Here is a 23,620-nt window from a genome sequence, read left to right on the forward strand (position 1 = left end):
GGCTTGGCGATTGCTGCGTCAGAAATGGAAGCTGGTGGTCAGCAACGCTGTGCGTCCGGCTGCCTGGTTGGCGAAGTGAGTAGAGAACGCCTTGTCGTAGTACACCTCGTTGGTGAGGTTTTGTACGTTCAACTGCAGATCGACGTTCCTGCTCAGCTTGTACGCAGCCATCGCGTCATAGCGCACATAACTGTCGACCATGGTGGTGTTGGCGACGTTGCCGTACACATCATCCATGTAGAAGGCGCCGCCACCCACGGTCAGCTTTGGCGTAAGGGCGTAGGTGGTCCACAGGCTGGCACTGTTGTTCGGCGTATTCGGCAATTGATTGCCGTCGTTGACCGCACCCAGCGCGCCGCCGTCGATCTGGCGGGCCTGCATGTAGGTGTAACCGGCGAACACCTGCCATTTGTCGCTGAGCTTGCCACTGGCCGACAGTTCGACGCCCTGCACGCGGGTCTCGCCGATGTTTTCGTAGGTGGTGGTGTTGACCTGAACGCGGGCGTTTTCCTTCTCGGTGCGGAATACAGCGGCGGTCAGCGACAGGCGCTCGTCGAGCAGATCCCACTTGGTACCGAGTTCGTAGTTGGTGGTTTCTTCCGGCTGCATGTCGCTGGCCAACAGGTTGCCGGCGCGGTCGGTGGTGTTGCCCAGCGGGTTGCCTTCGGAGCCCTCGCCCAACTGCGCGCCGGGTGGGGTTGCCGAGGTGGCGTAGGAAACGTAGATGCTGCCGTTCTCGGCGGGCTTCCACACCAGGCCCAGTTGGCCAGTGATGAACTCGCTGGTGTCACTGCCCTTGGATGCAACGCCCTTGCTGTTGACGGCGGTAGCGCCAGAGGCGGTATAGCCGCGGTACTGGGTGTCGAAGTGGTCATAGCGCACGCCCATGTTGAGCAGCCACTGGGGCGTCAGCTCAAGGGTGTCGAACACATACAGCGCGCGGGTGTTGCTCTTGGTGTCAGTGCCAGCATAGTTGCGCGCGATGGTGCCGTTCCACGGATCGTCCGGGTTGGGATTGCTCAGGGAGGTGCAGTTGTAGCCGCTGTTAGGGCCGATCAGGCCCGGGGTGCAGGTAGAGGCTGTTGCGCCGCCGGTGTTGGTATTGACGTTGTAAGACGAGCGCTGGCTTTCTTCCCGGCTCAGCTCAATGCCGGTGGAGAAGCTGTTCTTCATGCCGCCCAGGTAGAACTCGCCAAACAGATCGGTTTGGTTGGTTGTGGTAGCGGTGTTGCCAACTCGGGTGTTGGCGCGGCGCCAGACGCTGCCGTTGTTGACGTTGCCCTTGCTGTCGTCGGGCTGCGTGAGGATGTAGTCCTGCATGCTGTTGCCATGACGCAGGGTGTTCTTGATGGTCAGCGCGTCGGTCAGGTCATGCTCGATCGCGAAGGTGGCGATGTCGACCCGGCTCTTGCGAAAATCACGCCCGGTCAGGCCGTAGAAGTTGTCGCTGTCGCCACCGTCATCCGGTTTGCTCGGGTGGGCCGAGGTGCGCGCGTTGCTGCCCGCGGTCGGGATCGAATAGGGGATTCCCGAGTCCGGCAGGTCGTCGCTTTCCAGGTGGTAGTAGTCAAGGTTGACCCGGGTTGGCGTGCCCAGGCCAAACGCCAGCGACGGGGCGACCCCCCAGCGGTCGTAATTGACCTTGTCGCGGCCAGCGACGTTGCTCTCGTGGGTCATCAGGTTGAGGCGCCCGGCAACACTGTCACTGAATTGGTAGTTGCCATCCAGGGTGTAGCGCTGGGTCTGGTCACTGCCCCAGGTCCAGGCACCGTCCAGCGAGTTGCCCAGGTGCGCGCGCTTGCTCACCAGGTTGATGGTGCCGCCGGCGGCGCCACGCCCGCCAACAGCCGAGTTCGGCCCTTTGGCCACTTCCACCGATTCAACAGCGAAGATTTCCCGGGTTTGCGCGCCAGTGTCGCGCACGCCGTCCAGGTAGGTATCACCCTGGGCATCGAAGCCGCGGATGAACGGCCGGTCACCTTGGGGGTTGCCGCCTTCGCCGGCACCGAAGGTAATCCCCGGGACGGTGCGCAGGGCGTCTTGCAAGCTCAGCGCGTTGGTTTCCTTGATCACCTGCTGCGGGATCACGGTTACCGAGCGCGGGGTGTCCACCAGCGGCGCGGTGTACTTGGGCGACGAGGCTTTGTCGACCTTGTACTCGGTTGCGGCCTGTTCTGCCTTGCCGTTGACGCTGGTCGCGTCGAGCGTGATGGCTGCGGGCTCTGCGGCATAGGCAGACGAAGCACTGAGGGCAACGCCAATGGCTGAGGCGAGCAGGCGTGGTGAACTTACAGCAGACGGCACGTGGCGCATTTTTTTATGACCTTCCCCAAGGTGTGAAGGCCGCGAAGAGTAATGTAAGCAATTGTAAGTCACAATTGAGAAATATTACCATTCGGTACAAATTTACATTCTTTACAATTTAACTCTGCATTTTCTCCGGTCTCATTGTCAGGGCCTGGCGAAAGGGCTTGCCGTGAGTAAAAGGGAATCAATACCATTGGCGCCCTAGTCCCGACCCGGTCCATTTCCATGCTGCTGCACATCCCTAGCTTGTTCGCCGCCGATGAACTCTTGCGGATTCGTGAAGCGCTGGTGCAGGCAGATTGGGCCGATGGCAAGGTCACCGCAGGCCACCAATCGGCCAAGGCCAAACACAACCTGCAGCTGCCAGAGGCGCATCCATTGGCCAAGGAAATCGGCAGCGCCCTCATCGAGCGTCTTTGGCAGACCCCGCAGTTCATGTCTGCGGCCCTGCCGCACAAGGTGTTCCCGCCGTTGATCAACTGTTATCGCGAGGGTGGCAACTTCGGCTTTCACATTGACAATGCCCTGCGCCAGCCCAAGGGCAGCGCCGAGCGAGTGCGCACCGACCTGTCAGCGACGCTGTTTCTCAGTGACCCGGACAGCTATGACGGCGGCGAACTGGTGATTCAGGACACCTATGGCACGCAGCAGATCAAGCTGGCCGCAGGCCACATGGTGCTGTACCCCGGCACCAGCCTGCACAAGGTCAACCCGGTCACTCGCGGTGAGCGCTACGCGGCGTTCTTCTGGACTCAGAGCCTGGTCCGTGAAGACAGCCAGCGGGCGCTGCTGTTCGAGATGGACAATGCCATTCAGCAGCTCAGTGCTGACCTGCCCGATCACCCTTCACTGCTGCAACTGACCGGCACCTATCACAACTTGCTGCGGCGCTGGGCAGAGGTCTGAACATGTCCTATACGTTGCGCCGCGATGAGGTCGTGGATGTCACAGCGCTGCGAGCCATGCTCGAAGCCAGCCCCGCTAAGGCCGCCCAAGCGATCCTGGCAGCGGCCGGGCAGGGCGTCAGTGAGGCGCAGTTGTTGCTGGGCCAGATCCTGCTCGATGGCCGCGGCATCGAGCAGGATCCGCAGCTGGCGCGGCGATGGTTCAGCATTGCCACCCGCGCCGGCAGCGGCATGGCGCACAACATGCTTGGGCGCTGCCTGGAGCACGCCTGGGGCGGGCCGGCCGACCTGCCTGGCGCAGCAGTGCAGTACCAGCGCGCAGCCGCGCAGGGGCTGGACTGGGGCTGGTACAACCTGGGCAACCTGCTGGCCACCGGGCGCGGTGTCGAGCTTGACCAGAAGCTGGCGCTGGCCTGCTACGAGAAGGCTGCACATCTGGGCCACGCCAAATCGATGAACCTCTATGGGCGTTACCTGGAACAAGGCATCGCCGGCCCTGCCAGCCCAGCGCGGGCGTTTCGCTGGTATAAGCGCTCGGCCGAGGCTGGGGATTTTCGCGGTATGTTCAGCCTGGCCATGGTGCTGATCGAGCGTGGCCAGTTGGGCGAGGCGCGGCCTTGGCTGGCGCGTGCGCGGGTGCAAGGCAACGTCAACTTCCTGCGCAGTGCAGTGCTGACTCTGCAAGGTGCTGGACGGTTGCTGGCTGAGGAGGCGGCAGTGTTTGCGCAGGAGCTGCGCCAGCGGGAGCTGGGCTAGCAAAGCGCTGCGTTTACATACAAAAACGGGGCCTTGCGGCCCCGTTTATGATTTACAGGTAGTAGGCTTTCAACGGTGGGAAACCATTGAACTCCACTGCGCTGTAGCTGGTGGTGTAGGCGCCGGTCGACAGCCAGTACAGGCGGTCACCGATGGCCAGGTTCAGCGGCAGGCCATACTTGTAGTGCTCGTACATGATGTCGGCGCTGTCACAGGTAGGCCCTGCAATCACCACTTCTTCCATCTCGCCTTTCTTCTCGGTCCAGATCGGGAACTTGATCGACTCGTCCATGGTTTCGATCAGGCCGGAGAACTTGCCCACGTCGGTGTACACCCAACGCTCGACCGCGGTACGCGACTTGCGCGCAACCAACACCACTTCGCTGACCAGAATACCGGCGTTGGCAATCAGCGAACGGCCCGGCTCGAGGATGATTTCCGGCAGGTCGTCGCCGAAGTCTTCCTTGAGGAAGCGGATGATTTCTTCAGCGTAAGTCTCCAGGCTGTTGGTCCGGGTGATGTAGTTGGCCGGGAAGCCGCCACCCATGTTGATCAGCTTGAGAACGATGCCGTCTTCTTCCTTCAGGCGCTCGAAGATCACTTTGACCTTGGCGATGGCGGCGTCCCAGACGCTGATATCGCGCTGCTGCGAGCCGACGTGGAAGGAGATGCCGTAAGGCACCAGGCCCAGGTCACGGGCAAGGATCAGCAGGTCCATGGCCATGTCGGTCTGGCAGCCGAACTTGCGCGACAGCGGCCAGTCGGCAGTGGTCGAGCCTTCGGTGAGAATGCGCACGTAGACCTTGGAACCCGGCGCAGCCTTGGCGATGTTGCGCAGGTCGGCTTCGGAGTCGGTCGCGTACAGGCGCACACCCTTGTCGAAGAAGTAGCGGATGTCCTTGGACTTCTTGATGGTGTTGCCGTAGCTGATGCGGTCCGGGCTGACGCCCTGGTTCATGACCTTGTCCAGCTCGTAGATCGAGGCGATGTCGAAGTTCGAGCCTTTGTCCTTGAGCAGGTCGATGATCTCGACCGCTGGGTTGGCCTTGACTGCGTAGTAGACCTTGGCGAACTCGAAACCGGCGCGCAGGTCGTCATAGGCCTTGCTGATCATCTGCGTATCGATGACCACAAACGGGGTTTCCTGCTTGTCGGCGAACGCCTTCATCTTCTGGAAGGTGTCACGTGCGAAATAATCTTCGACTTGGATCGACATGCTCAAGGACTCCATGGGCAAACTGAAAAAGAAAGTGGCTGCAAACTGAACGCCCTCCGTATCCCCACTTTGGTTCGCCTACTTCCCAAGGCATGTCGCCGAAAGCAAAAAGGCCAACCGCATGGTTGCGCCTGCTGTCTCGTCGTCAGTACTTGAGCCGGATGGATCGTTTCCAGCATGGACGTTCGGCGCGCACTTTAGGGCGTGAACCAGGCAAGATCAACAGGCAATCCCCACCTGTTCGTCGCGGATCGACGAGCAGTTACTGGAATAACCGACTCGTATTACCGACAGATGTTCCTGAGCAGGCTCAAACGTAAATAATTGTGGAACAGGCAGGGATCTGGCGGCGAACCCCTGAAAAGCTGTGTTCATTGCAGGTCGGTGATATTTCACTGCAAGAACCCGCAAGTAAGCTCTGTAGACCGTTGGTCAGTGGTTCGCTGGATCACACGTCGAGGCAGGGAGTGTTCACATTTATGGCCACACAGTCAGCGCCTGCGAGTGGCCAAAAAAAGCATAAATTTTTTGTTACTACAGCGGGGGCGCCCGATCACAGACGCCCCCGTTGATTCAGGAAGCCACCGTCTCGGCCGGGGAGACGATGCTGGTCTTGGCACCGCGAGAGCGCCCCGAACTCAGGTAGGCGGCAATCGACTCCTGGGTCACCTCGCCAAGGAACACCTGCTCGGCGTCCAGCACCGGCAACCACGCCCGGTTGAACTCGTACATCCGCGACAACAGGATGCGCAGGTGCTCATCGTGCGAAGCGGTGGCGTTGAACTGCCGCAGGAAGTCAGCGCACGTGCCCTGTTGCCGGTGCATGTCGCGGCGGCGCACATAGCCCAGCGCCTTGTTCGCCGCGTCGGTCACCACCACGTAGCGGCGGTCGTGCTCGTCGAGCAGCTCCAGCGCATCGGCCACTGGTGTCTCCGGGCTGACCGACGGCGCGTTGTCGGCGGCGTCCTCGGCGCGCACCAGCAGCAGCCGCTTGAGGGTGCTGTCCTGGCCGACGAAGTTGCTGACGAAGTCGTCCACCGGGTGCGCCAGCAGGGTATCCGGATGATCCAGCTGGAGCAGCTTGCCCGCGCGGAAGATAGCGATCTTGTCACCCAGCTTGATCGCTTCGTCGATGTCGTGGCTGACCATGATCACGGTCTTGTTCAGCGCCCGCTGCATCTCGAAGAACTCGTTCTGGATCATCTCGCGGTTGATCGGGTCGACCGCGCCGAACGGTTCATCCATCAGCAGTACCGGCGCATCGGCGGCCAGTGCGCGGATCACGCCGATGCGCTGTTGCTGGCCACCGGACAACTCGCGCGGGTAACGCTGCAAGTACTGCTTGGGTTCAAGCTTGATCATACTCATCAGTTCGCGCGCGCGGTCGTGGCAGCGCTGCTTGTCCCAGCCGAGCAGGCGCGGCACTACGGTGATGTTCTCTTCGATGGTCATGTTGGGGAACAGTCCGATCTGCTGGATCACATAGCCGATACTGCGGCGCAGGCTGACTTCGTCCAGCCCGGTGGTGTCCTCGCCGTTGATGAACACCTGGCCTGAGGTCGGTGTGATCAGGCGGTTGATCATCTTCAAGGTGGTGCTCTTGCCACAGCCCGACGGGCCGAGGAACACGCAGATTTCACCTTCGTTGACGGTCAGGTTGACCGAGTCGACGGCTTTGACGTCCTTGCCGTTGGCATGGAAGGTCTTGCTGAGGTTCTTCAATTCGATCATGAGCGCAGTCCTCGTGGAGTCAGGGCACGTTGCAGGGCTTGCAGGAGCAGGTCGGCGACAATCGCCAGCAGGCTCACCAGCACCGCGCCGACCAGCAGCATCGACATGTCGCTGCGGCTGATGGAAGTCAGAATAAGTACACCCAGGCCACCGGCGCCGATGGTCGCGGCGATGGTCATTACGCCGATGTTCATCACCACGGCGGTGCGCACCCCGGCGAGGATCACCGGCACGGCGATCGGCAGCTCGACCATGCGCAGGCGCTGGCCGAAGGTCATGCCGATACCGCGGGCGGCTTCACGGATGCCCGGTTCGACGTTGGTCAGGGCCAGGTAGGTGTTGCGTAGGATCGGCAGCAGTGAATAAAGGAACACCGCCGTGATCGCCGGCAATGGGCCCAGGCCCTGGCCGAACTTGGAGTAGAACGGCAGCAGCAGGCCGAACAGGGCAATCGAGGGAATGGTCAGCAGCACCGTGGCGCTGGCCTGCAGCGGGCCGGCCAGGACCGGGAAGCGTGTCATCAGAATGCCCAGCGGCACGCCGAAGACAATCGCCAGGCTGACCGCGATGCCGACCAGGGTGATGTGCTGCCAGGTCAGTTGCAGCACCAGCGCCCAGTCGAGGTGGGCAAAGGTATCGAACAGGCTCATGGCTGTACCTCTTTGTCGGCAGTGCCGGGCAGCGGGTGCTCACGCAGGAATGCAGCGGCAACCACCGACGGGCTCTGGTGTTCGACGTCGACCTTGGCATTGAGCTGGCGCATGGTCTCGTCGTCCAGTTGCTCGGCCAGCGGCTTGAGCAGGGTGGCCAGTTGCGGGTTGGCGTCGAGCACTGCTTTGCGTACCACCGGCGCAGCGGTGTAGTCGGGGAAATAGTGCTTGTCGTCTTCCAGCAAGGTCAGATTGAACGCGTTGAGGCGACCATCTGTGGTGTACACCAGGCCGGCAAACACCTGATCGTTGCGCAGCGCGGTATAGACCAGGCCGGCGTCCATCTGGCGGATGTTGGCGCGGCCGACCTGCAGGTCGTACAGCTCTTTCAGGCCCACCAGGCCATCCGGGCGATTGGCGAACTCGGTGTCCAGCGCGACCAGATGCTTGCGCTTGTGCTCGTCACGCAGCACCTGATTGAGCTGGCTGATGTTGCGCACCTGCGGATACTTTTCGGCGACCTTGCTGGGCAGGGCCAGGGCGTAGGTATTGCTGAACCGTGACGGGGTCAGCCAGATCAGGTCCTTTTTCGCGTCCAGCTGTTTGACCTTGGCGTAGGTCGCTTCGGCACTGGGCATGCGCTCGTCGATATGGTTGTACGAGACCAGCGACACACCGGTGTATTCCCACATCAAATCGAGCTGGCCGGTCTCTTGCGCCTGGCGCGCCAGGCTGCTGCCCAGGCCGCCGGTCACGCGCACGGCAAAGCCATTGGCGCGCAGGTATTGCGCGGTGATTTCGGCGAGTACCGTCTGCTCGGTGAACACCCGGGCACCGATGCGAATCAGCGGTTTTTCCGCCGCTTGGGCAAATCCTGCCAACAGCAGGCCCGCGCCAAGCAACAAGGCGATGGTTTTTCTCATGGGTTCCCTCTACTTATTGAGCCAGACCGCGTTCCAGCCAGCGTTTGCTGGAGAAACTCACCAGCACATCCAGCAACAACGCCAACGCCGCCGTGCAGGCCGCGCCGAGCAGTAGCTGTGGCTGATTGTTCAAGGCAATGGCAGGGAAGATCAGGCTGCCAAGGCTGTTGGCGCCGATCAGAAACGCCAGCGGCGCGGTGCCGACATTCAGCGCCAGAGCAACCCGCACGCCGCCGACAATGATCGGCACGGCGTTGGGCAGTTCGACTTGCCAGAGTTGCTGGCGCGGAGTCATGCCGATGCCGGTAGCGGCTTCCTTGAGTGAGGCGGGGACGTTTTTCAGGCCTTCGTAGGTGTTGCGCACGATCGGCAGCAGGGAGGCGAGAAACAGCGCGAAGATCGCCGGGCCTGCGCCGATGCCCAGAAAACTCAGGGCGATGGCCAGGACGGCCAGGGGAGGGATGGTGTTGCCTACGTTGAAGAACTGCATGAAGCGCTCGGCTTTGTCGACCCGGTGCGGTCGACTCAAGGCAATCCCGGCGGGGATGCCCACGGCCAACGCCGCCGCCATCGAAGCCAGCACCAGCACAAGGTGCGCTTGCAGGTAAAACCACAGATCGTCGCGATAACGCGCGATCGTATCGAGGCCGATCCAGTGGATCAGCAGGGCCAGGATGACAAGCGCGGTGGCCCATCCCATCAGCCCTTTTCCGTAGCGTCTAGCCACAGGTGGACTCCTTTTCTTGTCGTCGGCGAACAGTGCTGCGCAGCGCGGCCAGTGCAGGCGGCGGGCAGAGTGATCGCGAGTAGCAGCGTGGCGCTCAGCAAAGCTGCGCGGACATGCCATTAGCCAAGCCCCGTCGGGCTCGAAAATGCAGGTATTACCAGCCCCAAACTGCAATGGTCAGCAGGGGGTGGACGTCTCCGGGGGCGCAAAGGTTCCCATCTACGGCGGCAGTTGGCCAGTGTTAATCACTGGCACGGCCAATTTATGGCGCGACAAAACAGCGGATTTATCCTCTGCAGGCGTTGAAATACCTACGCTGGGCCGCTTCGTGGACATTTGCCTGTGTGGCTGCAAAAAACTCGGCTGGCCAGGCATTGGCTGATGGCTTACGCCGCTGGGCAGGGCGCTGCGGCTGTGTTTGGGTCTATGGGCGGTTTCGGGTATAATCTGCGCCCTTTTTTCGATCCCCATTCAGGCGATTTCCCATGACCAACCAGGCCGCCGAAGTCGCGAAGCGCCGCACTTTCGCAATCATTTCCCACCCCGACGCCGGTAAGACCACCATCACCGAGAAACTCTTGCTGATGGGCAAGGCCATTGCCGTCGCCGGTACCGTGAAGTCGCGCAAGTCCGACCGCCACGCCACCTCCGACTGGATGGAAATGGAGAAGCAACGCGGTATCTCCATCACCACCTCGGTCATGCAGTTCCCTTACCGCGAACACATGATCAACCTGCTCGACACCCCGGGCCACGAAGACTTCTCGGAAGACACCTACCGCACCCTGACCGCGGTCGACTCGGCCCTGATGGTGCTCGACGGTGGTAAAGGCGTCGAGCCACGCACCATCGCCCTGATGGACGTCTGCCGTCTGCGTGACACGCCGATCGTCAGCTTCATCAACAAACTCGACCGCGACATCCGCGACCCGATCGAGCTGCTCGACGAGATCGAAGCGGTACTCAAGATCAAGGCCGCGCCAATCACCTGGCCGATCGGTTGCTACCGCGACTTCAAGGGCGTTTACCACCTGGCCGGCGACTACATCATCGTCTACACCCCAGGCCATGGTCACGAGCGCACCGAGGTCAAGATCATCGAGAAACTCGACTCCGATGAAGCCCGCGCGCACCTGGGTGACGAGTACGATCGCTTCCTTGAGCAACTGGAGCTGGTACAAGGCGCCTGCCACGAGTTCAACCAGGAAGAGTTCCTCAACGGCCAGCTGACTCCGGTGTTCTTCGGTACCGCGCTGGGCAACTTCGGTGTCGACCATGTGCTCGACGCTGTGGTCGACTGGGCGCCACGCCCGCTGGCGCGCGTAGCCAACGAGCGGACCGTCGAGCCGGTCGAAGAGAAATTCACCGGCTTCGTGTTCAAGATCCAGGCGAACATGGACCCGAAACACCGCGACCGCATCGCCTTCATGCGCATCTGTTCGGGCAAGTACGAAAAGGGCATGAAGATGCGCCACGTGCGCACCGGCAAGGACGTACGCATCGGCGACGCCCTGACCTTCTTCTCCTCCGAGCGTGAGCAACTGGAAGAAGCCTTTGCCGGCGACATCATCGGCCTGCACAACCACGGCACCATCCAGATCGGCGACACCTTCAGCGAAGGCGAAAGCCTAGGCTTCACCGGCATCCCGCACTTCGCCCCGGAATTGTTCCGCCGCGTGCGGCTGAAAGACCCGCTCAAATCCAAGCAGCTGCGCCAGGGCCTGCAGCAGCTCGCCGAAGAAGGCGCGACCCAGGTGTTCTTCCCGCTGCGCAGCAACGACATCATCCTCGGTGCGGTCGGTGTGCTGCAGTTCGACGTGGTCGCCAGCCGCTTGAAGGAAGAGTACAAGGTCGAGTGCGGCTACGAGCCAATCACGGTCTGGTCGGCGCGCTGGATCAGCTGCGACGACAAGAAGAAGTTCGAGGAATTCGAGACCAAGGCCGTGGAAAACCTCGCCGTCGATGGCGGCGGTCACCTGACCTACCTCGCCCCGACCCGGGTCAACCTGGCGCTGATGGAAGAGCGCTGGCCGGACGTGAAATTCCGCGCCACGCGGGAACATCACTGATCTGATTATTGGGGCCGCATCTGCGGCCCCAATGCTGTTCAGTTACCGGCTTTGATACTGGTCCACAGGCGAGTGCGAATGCGGTCGATCTTGGCGGGCATCGCCTCCAGTGCGTACAGCTTGCCCATCACATCGTCACTCGGGTAGATCATCGTGTTGCTTTTAAGTGCAGGGTCGACCAGCGTGTCGGCCTTGAGGTTGCCGTTGGCGTACTGCACATGGTTGCTGATGTTGGCCATCACCTCAGGCTGCAACAGGTAGTTCATGTAGGCGTAGGCCTGCTTCTCGTCGGGCGCATCGGCTGGCATGGCGACCATGTCGAACCACATCGGCGCACCTTCCTTGGGGATCGAATAGCCAACCTTGACGCCGTTCTTGGCCTCTTCGGCGCGGTTCTTCGCCTGCAGCACATCGCCGGAGAAGCCAACCACCACGCACACGTCGCCATTGGCCAGGTCGCCGGTGTACTTGGATGAGTGGAAGTAGCTGATGTACGGGCGCACCTTCATCAGCAGTTCTTTGGCTTTCTCGTAGTCCTTCGGATCCTGGCTGTGGTGCGGCAGGCCGAGGTAGTGCAGGGCAATCGGCAATAGCTCGGGGCCGTTGTCGAGCACCGCCACACCGCAGCTCTTGAGCTTGCTCATGTACTCGGGCTTGAAGATCAGGTCCCAGGAATCGACCGGCGCGTTGTCGCCGAGCACCGCCTTGACCTTGTCGATGTTGTAGCCGATGCCGGTGCTGCCCCACAGGTAGGGGAAGCCATACTGGTTGCCCGGATCATTGACCTCCAGCGCCTTGAGCAGCACCGGATTGAGGTTCTGCCAGTTGGGCAGTTGGCTCTTGTCGAGCTTCTTCAGGGCCTTGCCCTGGATCTGCCGGGCCATGAAGTGGTTCGACGGGAACACCACGTCATAGCCGGAGTTGCCGGTCATCAGCTTGCCGTCGAGGGTCTCGTTGCTGTCGAACACGTCATAGGTCGGCACGATGCCGCTGGCCTGCTGGAAGTTCTTCAGGGTATCGGGGGCGATGTAGCTCGACCAGTTGTAGATCTTTACCGACTCGGCGGCGTTGCTGACACAAGCGGCGAGCATCAGGGGAGCGATTAGAAGCGTGCGCATGTCCGGGGTACCTTGCTTTGTGTGTTGTTATCGAAGGACGGCAGAGGCGATCAGCGATCAGAAAATCAATACATAGCTCTTGCGCACGGTTTCTTCGATGTCCCAGATCCCGGTGCTGTTGGCCGGTAGCATCAGTGCGTCTCCGGCTTCTATGAGTAGCGGTTCGCCTCCATCAGGGGTGAAGGTGCAGCGGCCCTTGATGAAATGGCAGAACTCCTGCTGCACGATCTGCCGGCGCCAGCGCCCTGGGGTGCACTCCCAGATACCGGTTTCGACCCCATCGCTGCGTTCGACGCTGGTCACCGACGTCACGGCGACTGGCTCCCCGAGCGGCACGGCGACCGGGTTGGATTCCTCGAGTACGGCGCTGTCGGTGTGTTTGAACTGGGTGATGTTCATGACCAGTGAATCCTGTGTTGAGAAAAGGGCAAGTCAGTGCATGAAGCCTTCCATGAAGTCGGCCACGCCGCTGGCCAGGCGCCGGCGCCAGGGGGCGCTGGCAGGGTTGGCGAGGGTGCGGTCTTCATGGACGAAGCTGCGGATGATCGCGTTGTAGCCCAGCCAGCGGCAGGGCTCGGGCGGCCAGCTCGCCAGGCTGGTCAGCGGGCAGTTGTCGTGTACCCAGGGCTGTGCGGTCAGCTGGTTGTGCTGGCCAAGAATCAGCGCCGCCAGGGTGCGCCCGCCCAGGTTGGTCGCGCCTACACCTTCGCCGCCGTAGCCGCCGGCGAGGGCGATGCCGCGCTGACGATCACACAGCATGTGCGGGCGGAAGCGCCTGGCCATGCCTAGGTTGCCGCCCCAGGAATGGGTAATACGGGCGTTTTTCAGCTGCGGGAACAGCTCGCCAAACAGATAGCGGCGCAGCTCGATCTCGTGGTCCTTGAGGTTGAAGTCTTCGCGCAGGCGGCCGCCAAAGCGATAGCCACCACGCGCACCGAACACCAGGCGGTTGTCGGCTGTGCGCTGGCCGTAGGTGACCTGGCGGCTGTTCTCGCTGAAGGCCTGCCCCTGGTTCAGGCCGATCTGCTCCCAGGTTGACTCCGGCAACGGCTCGGTGGCGACCAGCAGGCTCTGCACCGGCAATTGGTGCTTGCCTAGCGGCGGCAGGCTGGCTGCGTAACCCTCCACGGCCGGCACCAGCCAATGGGCGCGGACGTTGGCATGGGGCGTGCGCACCATGCCAGGCTGCAGATCAAGTGCAGGGCTGTTCTCGTAAATGGTCACGCCCATGCGCTCGACCGCTCGGGCCAGGCCGCGCACCAGTTTGGCCGGCTGGATGGTGGCGGTGTGCGGGCTGAAGATCGCCCCGTAAGGGCTGCTAACGCGCAGCTGTGCATCCAGTTGTTCAGGACGCAGCCAGCGGTAGTCGTCTTCGTTCATGCCCTGGCGGTAGAGCTCGTCGAGGTGGGCACGCAGGCTGCGCTCCTGCTCCGGGTACCGCGCTGCGCAGTACAGTACGCCACCTTTGCGGTAGTCGCAGTCGATGCCTTCATGCTGCAGCACGTTGTGCACTTCGTCAGGGATGCCATGCAGCAGGTCGATACTGGCGCGGCGCAGCTGCGGCGACAGGGTAGCGAGCAGGCGGTCTTCGCCCAGCAGGTTGCCCATCAGCCAGCCGCCGTTGCGCCCGGAGGCACCGAAGCCGGCGATGTTGGCTTCGACAATGGCAATGCTCAACTGCGGCGCCTGCTGTTTCAGGTAATAAGCGGTCCACAGGCCGGTGTAGCCGGCGCCGATGATGCACACGTCGACATCGAGGTCCTTGGCCAGGGCTGGGCGGGCGTCGAGGGGCTCGTCGAGCTGGTCCATCCAAAGGCTGATCGTGCGCCAGGGTTGCATCAGGTGCAGCTCCACATCGGTAAGGTCTGTGGCTGATCCTAGGTTGTGCTGGCGGCGGCTGTCTTACGTGCGTGCACGCAGCGAAAGTTGTTTTACGTAAGCCTTGGGCGACAGCCCGGTGTGCTCGCGAAACGCCTTGTAGAATGCCGACAGCGAGTTGAAACCGGCGCCGAACGCCAGCGCATCCATGGTGGCACCGCCGCTGCTGCCGTCGAGCCCGGCCAGCAGGTGCTGCAGACGCGCCTGGTTGACGTAGCGATAGAAGCTCTGGCCGAGCACCTGATTAAGCAGGTAGGAAATCTGATTGCGGCTGTAGCCGCTGTCCTTGGCCACTTGTTGCAGGTCCAGCTCAGGGTCCAGGTAGGGCCGCTGGCGCTGAAAGTAATGCTCAAGATCCTGTGCCATGGTGCTCAGCTGACGCGGTGACAGGCCCAGCCGGCTGGTGGCAGGGCGCAGGCCGCCGTTGCTGATGCTCTTGCTGCCCTGACGGACCAGTGTGGCGTATTCGTTGACCCGCCAGATCAAGCCGTCCTTGACGGTGATCGCCTCACTGGAGTGAAACGCAGTCAGGCCATCGCCGCCCTGCACCGTGACCTCGTACTGGATGAAAGCGGTGCAGCCGTCGACCCTGATGCGGTCACTGTGAATGATGTCTTCGCCTGCTTCACGGGGCAGGCAGGCGCGTACGTAATCGCGCAGCTCGGCATGGCCCATTACACGGTTCTGGAAGAAGTCGTGGTACTCGACGTCGGGGTGATACAGGGCCATCACCCCGTCGAGGTCGCGGTGTTTCCAGCACAGGTGATAGCGCAGCACGGTGTCGGCTGTAACGGGCGTCTGGGCGGGGCCGTCGGGCAGGGTAATCGAGGTCATGGGGTGATGGTGCCGGGCCGCTCAGCGCCGGGCAAGTGCGCGTTGCCGAGGCCCCATTGCAGAAACCCTGAGTGGTATATGGCCATTCGGGTTTTATGCACGATCTTCCCTATACGTTTTTTTGTAAGTAGTTGATTTATATAGATGTCATTTTTTGTCGCAATTGGCACAGTGCCTGCACTAGTGCAAGTGCAAGCAAACGGAACCGTTGCTAACTACAAAAGGCGCTGCCACATGATTACCACTGCCGAGCTATCACCCACTGTCGCCGATGCCTCGAACCATTCGGGCGTGTCCTGGGCGGCGATCTTCGCCGGTGCCGCTGCTGCTGCGGCCCTCTCATTGATCCTGATGATCCTGGGCGCGGGCCTGGGCTTCGCTGCAACTTCGCCATGGGCCCATGAGGGTGCCAGTGCCAAGGCGCTGGGTATCTCGACCATTATCTGGCTGCTGCTGACGCAGATTATTGCTTCGGGCGCCGGTGGCTATATTGCCGGTCGCCTGCGGGTCAAGTGGGCCAATCTGCATGCTGATGAAGTGTACTTCCGCGACACCGCGCATGGCTTCCTGGCCTGGGCTGTGGCGACTCTGGTCACCGCAGTACTGATCGTCAGCATGCTCGGCAACGTCCTCAGCGCCGGCGCGCAGGCCGGTGCAGCTGCAGTGGGCGGCGCGGCTACCGCTGCGACCGCAGTAGTTGGCAAGACCGATGCTGACCCAATGGGGTATTACATCGACAACCTGTTCCGCAGCGAAGGCCCAGCGCCTGTAACAGACGACGCTGCTACCGCAGTTGCCGGTCGCATCGTTGCCCGTGCCGTAGCCAACGACGGTGCTCTGTCTGCTGATGACCGTACCTACCTGGCGCAATTGGTCGCTCAGCGTACCCGCCTGACTCAGGCCGAGGCCGAAGCTCGCGTCGACCAGATCTATACCGAAGTGCAGCAGGATGCACAGAAAGCCAAGGTAGCTGCTCAAGAAGCCGCTGATACCGCCGCCAAGGTCGCTGCCTGGACCGCTCTGTGGACCTTCATCGGCCTGCTTTGCGGCGCGTTCTTCGCCTGCCTTGCTGCCCTGTTTGGTGGCCGTCAGCGTGATCAGGCTCGCTGGATCGACGTCGACGACGCGGCTTATGTCGGTCGCCGTACCGTTCACACCAACAGCGCGCCGATTCGCTAATCAACTGAACTGACCAGGAGAACTACCATGCGCTCGATTCTGCTTTGGATGATTGGGGTACCGATCCCTGTGATCATTTTGATCGCGATCTTCATGCACTGATAAAACCGGGGGGCGCTTTGCGCCCCTTTCGCGACACAAGGCCGCTGCTACAGCTCAGACCGCGTATTTCGTTATCTCGCGGTGTCTGTAGGAGCGGCCTTGTGTCGCGAAAGGGCTGCGAAGCAGCCCCAGCTATCTAAAGAAACTGCTCCGCGTAATGACAAGCCACCTGCCGCGTCCCCACCTGCCGGAACGCCGGCACCTCCTTGCTGCACCGCTCCGTGGCATACGGGCAACGCTTGTGAAAGGCACAGCCATCTGGTGGATTCAACGGATTGGGTAGCTCACCCACAATCCGAATCTTCGGCTTCAACGGGTCTGGATGAATCGCCGGCGTCGCTGACAACAACGCCTGGGTATAAGGGTGCAGCGGCTTGTCATAGATATCCGCCTTCGGCCCCATCTCCGCAGGCCTGCCCAGATACATCACCAACACCTGATCAGCCACATGCCGCACCACCGCCAGGTTGTGCGAGATGAACACGTAAGCGGTGTTGAACTCCTTCTGCAGGTCCATGAACAGGTTCAGCACCTGGGCCTGGATTGACACATCCAGCGCCGATGTCGGCTCATCCGCCACCAGCACCTTTGGCTGCAGCATCATCGCCCGGGCCAGGGCAATGCGCTGGCGCTGGCCACCCGAGAACATGTGCGGATAACGCTGATAATGCTCCGGTCGCAAACCCACCTGCTGCATCATTGCCTGAACCCTCTCGCGGCGCTCCTGCTTGCTCAGCGAGGTGTTGATCAGCAATGGCTCGGCCAACTGGTCACCAATCTTCTGCCGCGGATTGAGCGAGGCATACGGGCTCTGGAACACCATCTGCACATCACGGCGCAGTTGCTTGCGCTGCTCCTTGCTGGCGCCAGTGACTTCGGTGCCAGCGATCTGCAACGAGCCGGCAGTGGGTTCTTCGATCAAGGTCAGGGCGCGGGCCAGGGTCGACTTGCCGCAACCCGACTCGCCGACCACCGCGAGGGTCTGGCCCGCTTCGAGCTCGAACGACACGCCATTGAGTGCCCGCACCAGGGCATGGCCCTTGAACAGCCCGCGAGAAACCTGGTAATGGCGGGTAAGGTCACGTGCGCTGAGTACGGCAGTCATCACGCCACCTCCTGGTTCAGTGGATAGAAGCAGCGTGCCAGGCTCTGGCTCTTGGGCTCGAGCGCTGGTCGCTGCGTGCGGCAGTTGTCGCGCACATACGGGCAGCGCGGCGACAACAGGCAGCCCTGCGGCCGGTCATAGCGGCCGGGGACGATGCCGGGCAGGGTGGCCAGGCGTTCGGCACCGATGCTGTGCTCGGGGATAGCCGCCAGCAAGGCTTCGCTGTAGGGATGCGCGGGCACGTCGAACAGTTCAGGCACCTGACCAACTTCAACGGCCTGGCCGGCATACATCACGCAGACCCGCTTGGCGGTTTCGGCCACCACGGCGAGGTCATGGGTGATCAGGATCAGCGCCATGTTGCGCTCCTGCTGCAGGTTGACCAGCAGCTCCATGATCTGCGCCTGAATGGTCACATCCAGCGCCGTGGTCGGCTCGTCGGCAATCAGCAGCTTGGGCTCACCGGCGATGGCCATGGCAATCGCCACACGTTGGCTCATGCCGCCGGAAAGTTGGTGAGGATAGGCCTGCAAGCGGCTTTCGGCAGCCGGAATCTCGACTTTTTCGAGCAGCTCCAGGGCCCGTTGCCGCGCCGCTTTGCCTTTCAGTCCAAGGTGCTGGCGCAGTACTTCTTCGATCTGGAAGCCGACCGTGTAGCTGGGATTGAGCGCGGTCATCGGGTCCTGAAAGATCATCGCGATGTCCTTGCCGACGATCTTGCGCCGCTGGCGGCCACTGAGCTTGAGCATGTCGGTGCCGGCGAAGCTCATGGTGTCTGCGGTGATCCAGCCGGGGGCGTCGATCAAGCCCATCAGGGCCATCATGGTCACCGACTTGCCCGAGCCGGACTCGCCGACGATGGCGACGATCTCGCCGGCATCGACCGCCAGGTCCAGGCCATCCACCACCGGCACTGCCGAGGCATCGCCGAAGCGCACATTGAGGTTGTTGATCTGCAATAGTGACATGGCGTGGTCCTCAGGCGGCGTTCTTGAGTTTCGGGTCCAGCGCATCGCGCAGTCCGTCGCCCATCAGGTTGATTGCCAGCACACTGAGCAATATGGTCAAACCGGGCAGGCTCACCACCCACCAGGCGCGTTCGATGTAGTCGCGGGCCGAGGCCAGCATGGTGCCCCACTCAGGCGTTGGCGGTTGCACACCCAGGCCAAGAAAGCCCAGTGCTGCGGCATCGAGGATGGCTGAGGAAAAGCTCAAGGTCGCCTGCACGATCAGCGGCGCCATGCAGTTCGGCAGCACGGTGACGAACATCAGCCGCGGCAGGGTGGCGCCGGCCAGGCGGGCAGCGGTGACGTAGTCGCGGTTGAGTTCGCCCATCACCGCGGCGCGGGTCAGGCGCACGTAGGCCGGCAGCGAAACGATGGCGATGGCGATCACGGTATTGATCAGGCCAGGGCCGAGGATCGCGACGATGGCCACTGCCAGCAGCAGCGAAGGCAGGGCCAGCATCACGTCCATCAGGCGCATGATCGACGGCCCGAGAATCCGCGGGAAGAACCCGGCCAAAAGGCCGAACAGCACGCCCGGGATCAGCGAAATCACCACCGACGACAGGCCGATCAGCAGCGACAGGCGCGCGCCCTGGATCAGCCGCGACAGCAGGTCACGGCCAAGCTCGTCGGTGCCGAGGATGAACTGCCAGGTACCGCCTTCGAGCCACACCGGCGGGGTCAGCAGGAAGTCGCGGTACTGCTCGCTCGGGCTGTGCGGTGCAACCCATGGCGCGAACAGCGCGCAGAACACCACCAGGGTCATGAATGCCAGGCCTGCGACCGCGCCCTTGTTGCGCGCGAACGCTTGCCAGAATTCCTTGTACGGTGACGGGTACAGCAGGCTTTGATCGACCGGGCTGGGCGCGGTCACGGTGTTGCGTGTATTACTGCTCATGACGGGGCCTCAGCGCTGGTGACGGATACGTGGATTGGCCAGGCCGTAGAGAATATCCACGACGAAATTGACCAGAATGACCAGGCAGGCGATCAGCAGGATGCCGTTCTGGACCACGGGATAGTCACGGGCGCCGATGGCTTCGATCAGCCATTTGCCGATGCCCGGCCAGGAAAAGATGGTTTCGGTCAGGACCGCGCCTGCCAGCAACGCGCCGACCTGCAGGCCGAACACCGTCAGCACCGGGATCAGCGCATTGCGCAGGCCATGCACGAACACCACCCGCGCTGGCGACAGGCCCTTGGCGCGGGCAGTGCGGATGTAGTCCTCGCGCAGCACTTCTAGCATCGACGAGCGGGTCATGCGGGCGATTACCGCCAGTGGAATGGTGCCAAGCACGATGGCCGGCAGAATCAGGTGCATGAGCGCATCCTTGAACGCGCCTTCTTCGTCACTGAGCAGGCTATCGATGAGCATGAAGCCGGTCCGCGGCTCAATATCCAGCAAGGGATCGATGCGCCCGGATACCGGCGTCCAGCCAAGGCTCACCGAGAAGAACATGATCAGGATCAGGCCCCACCAGAAGATCGGCATCGAGTAGCCGGCCAGAGAAAGCCCCATCACCCCGTGATCGAACAGCGAACCGCGCTTGAGGGCGGCGATCACGCCGGCGAGCAAACCGACGACGCCGGCGAAGAACAGCGCCGCCAGGGCCAGTTCGAGGGTCGCCGGGAACAGCGTGGTGAACTCGCTCCAGACGCTCTCGCGAGAACGCAGCGATTCTCCCAGATCGCCTTGGGCGAGCTTGCCGATGTAGTCCAGGTACTGCACCGGCAGCGGCTTGTTCAGGCCCAGGCGCTCCATGGCCTGGGCGTGCATTTCAGGGTCGACCCGGCGTTCGCCCATCATCACTTCGACCGGGTCGCCGGGGATCAGGCGAATCAGGGCAAAGGTCAGCAGAGTGATACCGAAGAACGTCGGAATCAGCAGGCCCAGACGTCGGGCAATAAAACTCAACATGCTTGGTGTACCTCATCAGCCGGCCAGCCCGCCATCGGGGCGGCTGGTCCGGATTGCGCCGCCGGCTCCCGTGCAGGCTGCCAGCGGTCATTGTTGTCGTGCTACTCCACCCGGGTTGTGGCGAAGTTATTGTTGGTCAGAGGGTTGAGCTGATAACCCTCCACATTCGCACGCATGGCCGTGAACACTTTCGGATGGGCCATGCTGATCCAGGGTTGGTCGCCATCGTACACCGCCAAGGCCTTGAAATAGAGGTTTGCCCGTTGATCTTCGTCGATCACGGTGCGCGCCTGACTGATCAGTGCCTGAAACTCAGAGTTGCACCAGCGTGCATAGTTCTCGCCGCTTTTGGCCGCATCGCAGCTGAGCAGCGGAGTGAGGAAGTTGTCCGGGTCGCCGTTGTCGCTGCCCCAGCCTGTAGAGACCAGATCGGCCTCGCCGTTTTTCGCCCGGCGCAGCATCTCAGCCCACTCCATCACGCGGATTTCAAGCTTGATGCCGATCTGAGCGAGGTCTGCCTGGAGCATCTCGGCAGACAAGCGCGGGTTGGGGTTGGTCGGGCCGCCGCCGTTGCGCGTGAATAGGGTGAGCGCGGTGCCGGGCGGCACTCCGGCCTCTGCCAGCAACGCGCGGGCCTTGTCCAGATCACGAGGTGGGTTGTGGTTGTCGGTATTGAAGCCGGACATGCTTGGCGGATAAGGGTTTACCGCCATCAGCGCGTTGCCTTTGCCGAACAACTGGTCGACATGCGCCTGGCGGTCGAAGGCCAGGTTGATCGCGCGGCGCACGCGCACATCGCTGAGGTATTTGTGCTGGGTATTCATGGCGATATAGCCGGTGACCAGCGGTTCCAGCTCTGCCACCTTCAGGCGTTTGTCCTGCCTGATCAAAGGCACATCGTCAGGCTTGGGATGCAGCGCGACCTGGCATTCGTTGGCGTGCAGTTTCTGGACCCGCACGTTGTTGTCGGTGGCGATCACGAATATCAGCGGGTCAGCCGGCGGCTTGCCGCGGAAATACTCCGGGTTGGCCTTGTAGCGTACCTGAGCATCCTTGCGATAACGCTGGAAGATGAACGGACCGGTACCGATCGGCTTGCTGTTGAGCAGGTTGGGGGTGCCGGCCTTGAGTAGCTGATCGCCATATTCGGCGGAGTAGATCGAGGTGAAGGCCATGGCCATGTCACGCAGGAACGGCGCTTCCGGCCGATTGAGGGTAAAGACCACGGTGAACTGATCGGTCTTCTCGACCGACTTGATCAGTTTGCTGAACGCCATGCTCTCGAAGTACGGATAACCGACACTGGTCTTGTTGTGCCAGGGATGGTTCGGATCGAGCTGACGGCGAAAACTCCAGAGCACGTCGTCGGCGTTGAAGTCGCGCGTCGGCGTGAAGTAATCGGTGCTGTGGAATTTGACCCCTGGGCGCAAGTGGAAGGTGTAGGTCAGGGCATCGGCACTGATCTCCCAACGCTCGGCCAGCGCTGGCTGGATATCGGTGGTGCCGGGTTTGAAATCGACCAGGCGGTTGAACACGGTCTCGGCCGAAGCGTCGGCAGTCACTGCGGTGGTGTACTGAACGATGTCGAAGCCCTCAGGGCTGGCCTCGGTGCACACCACCAGCGGCTTGGCCGCAACGTTTGCCGCTGCGGCGAGGGTCAACAGGGCTGCCAGGGCAGCGCGTAGGGATAGAGATGTCATGCAACCTCCCTGCTATGAATGATCCAGCGTAGCCGCCACGGCCGGCCTCAGCGAGCCGCGGCGGCTACGGTCAAAGGATGTTGAAAGGGATGGTGGTGACGATGCGCAGTTCATCCAGGCTGCCGTCGGACTGCGCCTTGCTGGCCCGGTGGGTGGTATAGGTAGCGCGGATGCTGGTGTCTTTCAATGGGCCGCTCTGCAGCACATAGCTGCTGCCGACACCCCACTCGTAGTGGGTCTCGCCGTCCAGACCGCGCACGTCATAGGCCGTACCGCGGTAGTGGGTGCCGTCGATGCCCCAGCCGCGGGCGTTGTACAGGTTGAACTTGAGTCCGGGCACGCCGTAATAAGCCATGTTCAGGACATAGGCCAGCTGCAGCGATTTCTCGTTGGGGCCGTTGAAGTCCGAGAGTAATGAGTTGGCCAGGTAGATGCCGTTGGTTTCATGCAGGTAGTCGAAATACTCGTTGCCCATGACCTGCTGCCAGGACGCCGTCAGGCTATGCGCCTGATGAGTCAGTCCCAGCGACAGGCTGTAGGTGTCGTTATCGATTTTACCGAGCTTCTTGCGGCCTTCGTCCTTGGTTTTGTAGTAGTGCAGGGCGCTGGTCAGGCTCAGGCTTGCGCTGTCTCCCAGCACATGGTTGGCGCCGAAGTAGTACTGGTTCCAGAAGTCATCCACCTTGGCCGCGTACAGGCTGGCGCTCAGGTTGGGCAGCGGCTGATAGTTGAGGCCGACGGTGCTGGCGCGGTCGGTTTCCAGGCCAGCAGCGCCATACTCGCTGCGGAACTTGCTCAAGCTTTGTTCGGTACGGGGCGAGACTCGGTCGAAGCTGGCGAAGTCGAACGAGAGCTTGTCGAATTCGGCGCTGTGCAGGCTGACGCCTTGAAAGCTCGAGGGCAGAGCACGGTTGCCGATGCTGGCCAGCATTGGTGTGTCGAGCGACTGGCGGCCCGCGGTCAGGGTGGTGTTGGAAATGCGCGCCTTGATATTGGCCAGGCCGGCTTTGCTCCACTGGGCGAGCGGGTCGCCATTGCTGTGGGTCAGGGTACGGTTGTTGGGGCCGGCCACCGAGCGGCGGTCGCGCTCCAGGGCTACAGCGTTGTAGGCCGCCACTTCTGCGGCGAAGCCGACGGTGCCCTGGGTGAAGCCTGAGCTGTAGTTGAGGATGCTGCCCTGCAGCCAGTTGCTGCGGCTATGCGTGTCGTGGCGGCTGCCGTCGCTTTTGCTGTACTTCCACAGCGGCGCGCGTGCTGCGCGTTCGCGGGCATACCAGTTGCGGGTGCTGCCGGTGACGCTTTGGCCGTCGAAAAAGCCGCTGGCGTCAGCCTGGGCACTGGGCCTGAGCTTCAGGGTGAAGAACTCATCGCCGAGCGTGTCGGCCTGGGCGGCCGTGCAGAACGCACCTAGCGACAGTGCCAGTGCAGTGGTTACGGGTAGTTTCATGGCTACAGCTCCATTGTATTTTTTAGTTATCGCCGCGCCTCGTGAGCG

At 62.0% G+C, this 23,620-nt stretch carries 20 protein-coding genes; 4 read left to right on the forward strand and 16 right to left on the reverse strand.

The window, feature by feature from the left end; all coding sequences use genetic code 11:
- Positions 1 to 18 precede the first annotated feature (18 nt).
- Entirely contained in the window at positions 19 to 2,313 is a 2,295-nt protein-coding gene (locus tag CXQ80_RS04065) for a TonB-dependent siderophore receptor (RefSeq protein WP_101316719.1), read from the reverse strand.
- A gap of 219 nt (positions 2,314 to 2,532) precedes the next feature.
- On the opposite strand from CXQ80_RS04065, the gene CXQ80_RS04070 reads away from it, so the two are divergent.
- Positions 2,533 to 3,213, forward strand: coding sequence for a Fe2+-dependent dioxygenase (locus CXQ80_RS04070; protein ID WP_101316721.1), 681 nt, complete (start codon positions 2,533 to 2,535; stop codon positions 3,211 to 3,213).
- 2 nt (positions 3,214 to 3,215) lie between these two features.
- Entirely contained in the window at positions 3,216 to 3,968 is a 753-nt protein-coding gene (locus CXQ80_RS04075) for a tetratricopeptide repeat protein (protein ID WP_101316723.1), read from the forward strand.
- Between the two features lie 52 nt (positions 3,969 to 4,020).
- Here CXQ80_RS04075 and CXQ80_RS04080 read toward each other — a convergent pair whose 3' ends face one another.
- The 5 genes from CXQ80_RS04080 to CXQ80_RS04100 form a co-directional block, all read right to left on the reverse strand.
- Positions 4,021 to 5,184 carry a type III PLP-dependent enzyme gene (locus CXQ80_RS04080; RefSeq protein WP_101316725.1) on the reverse strand — a complete coding sequence of 388 codons (1,164 nt, stop codon included), beginning with the start codon at positions 5,182 to 5,184 and terminating at the stop codon, positions 4,021 to 4,023.
- A 573-nt stretch (positions 5,185 to 5,757) separates the two neighbouring features.
- Positions 5,758 to 6,915, reverse strand: a complete 1,158-nt coding sequence (locus CXQ80_RS04085) for a betaine/proline/choline family ABC transporter ATP-binding protein (RefSeq protein ID WP_101316727.1) — start codon at positions 6,913 to 6,915, stop codon at positions 5,758 to 5,760.
- The gene (locus CXQ80_RS04090; RefSeq protein ID WP_101316729.1) at positions 6,912 to 7,565 is read right to left on the reverse strand and encodes an ABC transporter permease; all 654 of its coding nucleotides are present in this window, start codon (positions 7,563 to 7,565) and stop codon (positions 6,912 to 6,914) included. Before CXQ80_RS04090 ends, CXQ80_RS04085 begins: the two co-directional genes overlap by 4 nt.
- On the reverse strand, positions 7,562 to 8,488 hold the full coding sequence (locus CXQ80_RS04095) for a glycine betaine ABC transporter substrate-binding protein (protein ID WP_101316731.1): 927 nt from the start codon (positions 8,486 to 8,488) through the stop codon (positions 7,562 to 7,564). Before CXQ80_RS04095 ends, CXQ80_RS04090 begins: the two co-directional genes overlap by 4 nt.
- 13 nt (positions 8,489 to 8,501) lie before the next feature.
- Positions 8,502 to 9,188 carry an ABC transporter permease gene (locus CXQ80_RS04100; protein WP_219860630.1) on the reverse strand — a complete coding sequence of 229 codons (687 nt, stop codon included), beginning with the start codon at positions 9,186 to 9,188 and terminating at the stop codon, positions 8,502 to 8,504.
- Between the two features lie 512 nt (positions 9,189 to 9,700).
- Between CXQ80_RS04100 and CXQ80_RS04105 the strand changes: the two genes are divergently transcribed.
- Positions 9,701 to 11,284, forward strand: coding sequence for a peptide chain release factor 3 (locus CXQ80_RS04105; RefSeq protein ID WP_101316735.1), 1,584 nt, complete (start codon positions 9,701 to 9,703; stop codon positions 11,282 to 11,284).
- Between the two features lie 38 nt (positions 11,285 to 11,322).
- On the opposite strand, the gene CXQ80_RS04110 is transcribed toward CXQ80_RS04105, so the two are convergent.
- From CXQ80_RS04110 to CXQ80_RS04125, 4 genes are all read right to left on the reverse strand, one after another.
- On the reverse strand, positions 11,323 to 12,402 hold the full coding sequence (locus tag CXQ80_RS04110) for a polyamine ABC transporter substrate-binding protein (protein ID WP_101316737.1): 1,080 nt from the start codon (positions 12,400 to 12,402) through the stop codon (positions 11,323 to 11,325).
- 57 nt (positions 12,403 to 12,459) lie between these two features.
- Entirely contained in the window at positions 12,460 to 12,801 is a 342-nt protein-coding gene (locus tag CXQ80_RS04115) for a cupin domain-containing protein (protein WP_101316739.1), read from the reverse strand.
- A 33-nt stretch (positions 12,802 to 12,834) separates the two neighbouring features.
- The gene (locus tag CXQ80_RS04120) at positions 12,835 to 14,241 is read right to left on the reverse strand and encodes an FAD-binding oxidoreductase (protein ID WP_101322950.1); all 1,407 of its coding nucleotides are present in this window, start codon (positions 14,239 to 14,241) and stop codon (positions 12,835 to 12,837) included.
- Between the two features lie 63 nt (positions 14,242 to 14,304).
- The gene (locus tag CXQ80_RS04125; protein ID WP_101316741.1) at positions 14,305 to 15,114 is read right to left on the reverse strand and encodes a nuclear transport factor 2 family protein; all 810 of its coding nucleotides are present in this window, start codon (positions 15,112 to 15,114) and stop codon (positions 14,305 to 14,307) included.
- Between the two features lie 234 nt (positions 15,115 to 15,348).
- Here CXQ80_RS04125 and CXQ80_RS04130 point away from each other — a divergent pair, with 234 nt between their 5' ends.
- Entirely contained in the window at positions 15,349 to 16,293 is a 945-nt protein-coding gene (locus CXQ80_RS04130) for a hypothetical protein (RefSeq protein ID WP_101316743.1), read from the forward strand.
- A gap of 238 nt (positions 16,294 to 16,531) precedes the next feature.
- Here the strand turns inward: CXQ80_RS04130 and CXQ80_RS04135 are convergent, their stop codons facing one another.
- The 6 genes from CXQ80_RS04135 to CXQ80_RS04160 form a co-directional block, all read right to left on the reverse strand.
- Entirely contained in the window at positions 16,532 to 17,500 is a 969-nt protein-coding gene (locus CXQ80_RS04135) for a peptide ABC transporter ATP-binding protein (protein ID WP_101316745.1), read from the reverse strand.
- Positions 17,500 to 18,468 carry an ABC transporter ATP-binding protein gene (locus CXQ80_RS04140; protein ID WP_101316747.1) on the reverse strand — a complete coding sequence of 323 codons (969 nt, stop codon included), beginning with the start codon at positions 18,466 to 18,468 and terminating at the stop codon, positions 17,500 to 17,502. The genes CXQ80_RS04135 and CXQ80_RS04140 overlap by 1 nt, the downstream gene beginning before the upstream one ends.
- A 10-nt stretch (positions 18,469 to 18,478) precedes the next feature.
- Positions 18,479 to 19,405, reverse strand: coding sequence for an ABC transporter permease subunit (locus CXQ80_RS04145; RefSeq protein WP_178080746.1), 927 nt, complete (start codon positions 19,403 to 19,405; stop codon positions 18,479 to 18,481).
- A 9-nt stretch (positions 19,406 to 19,414) separates the two neighbouring features.
- Positions 19,415 to 20,425, reverse strand: coding sequence for an ABC transporter permease subunit (locus tag CXQ80_RS04150; protein ID WP_101316749.1), 1,011 nt, complete (start codon positions 20,423 to 20,425; stop codon positions 19,415 to 19,417).
- Positions 20,426 to 20,526: 101 nt separating this feature from the next.
- A complete protein-coding gene (locus CXQ80_RS04155; RefSeq protein WP_101316751.1) occupies positions 20,527 to 22,125 on the reverse strand; it encodes an ABC transporter substrate-binding protein in 1,599 nt (532 codons plus the stop codon).
- A 70-nt stretch (positions 22,126 to 22,195) separates the two neighbouring features.
- Positions 22,196 to 23,572, reverse strand: coding sequence for an OprD family porin (locus CXQ80_RS04160; protein ID WP_101316753.1), 1,377 nt, complete (start codon positions 23,570 to 23,572; stop codon positions 22,196 to 22,198).
- Positions 23,573 to 23,620 lie beyond the last annotated feature (48 nt).

The organism is Pseudomonas sp. 02C 26 (assembly GCF_002843585.1).
Lineage (GTDB): Bacteria > Pseudomonadota > Gammaproteobacteria > Pseudomonadales > Pseudomonadaceae > Aquipseudomonas > Aquipseudomonas shirazensis.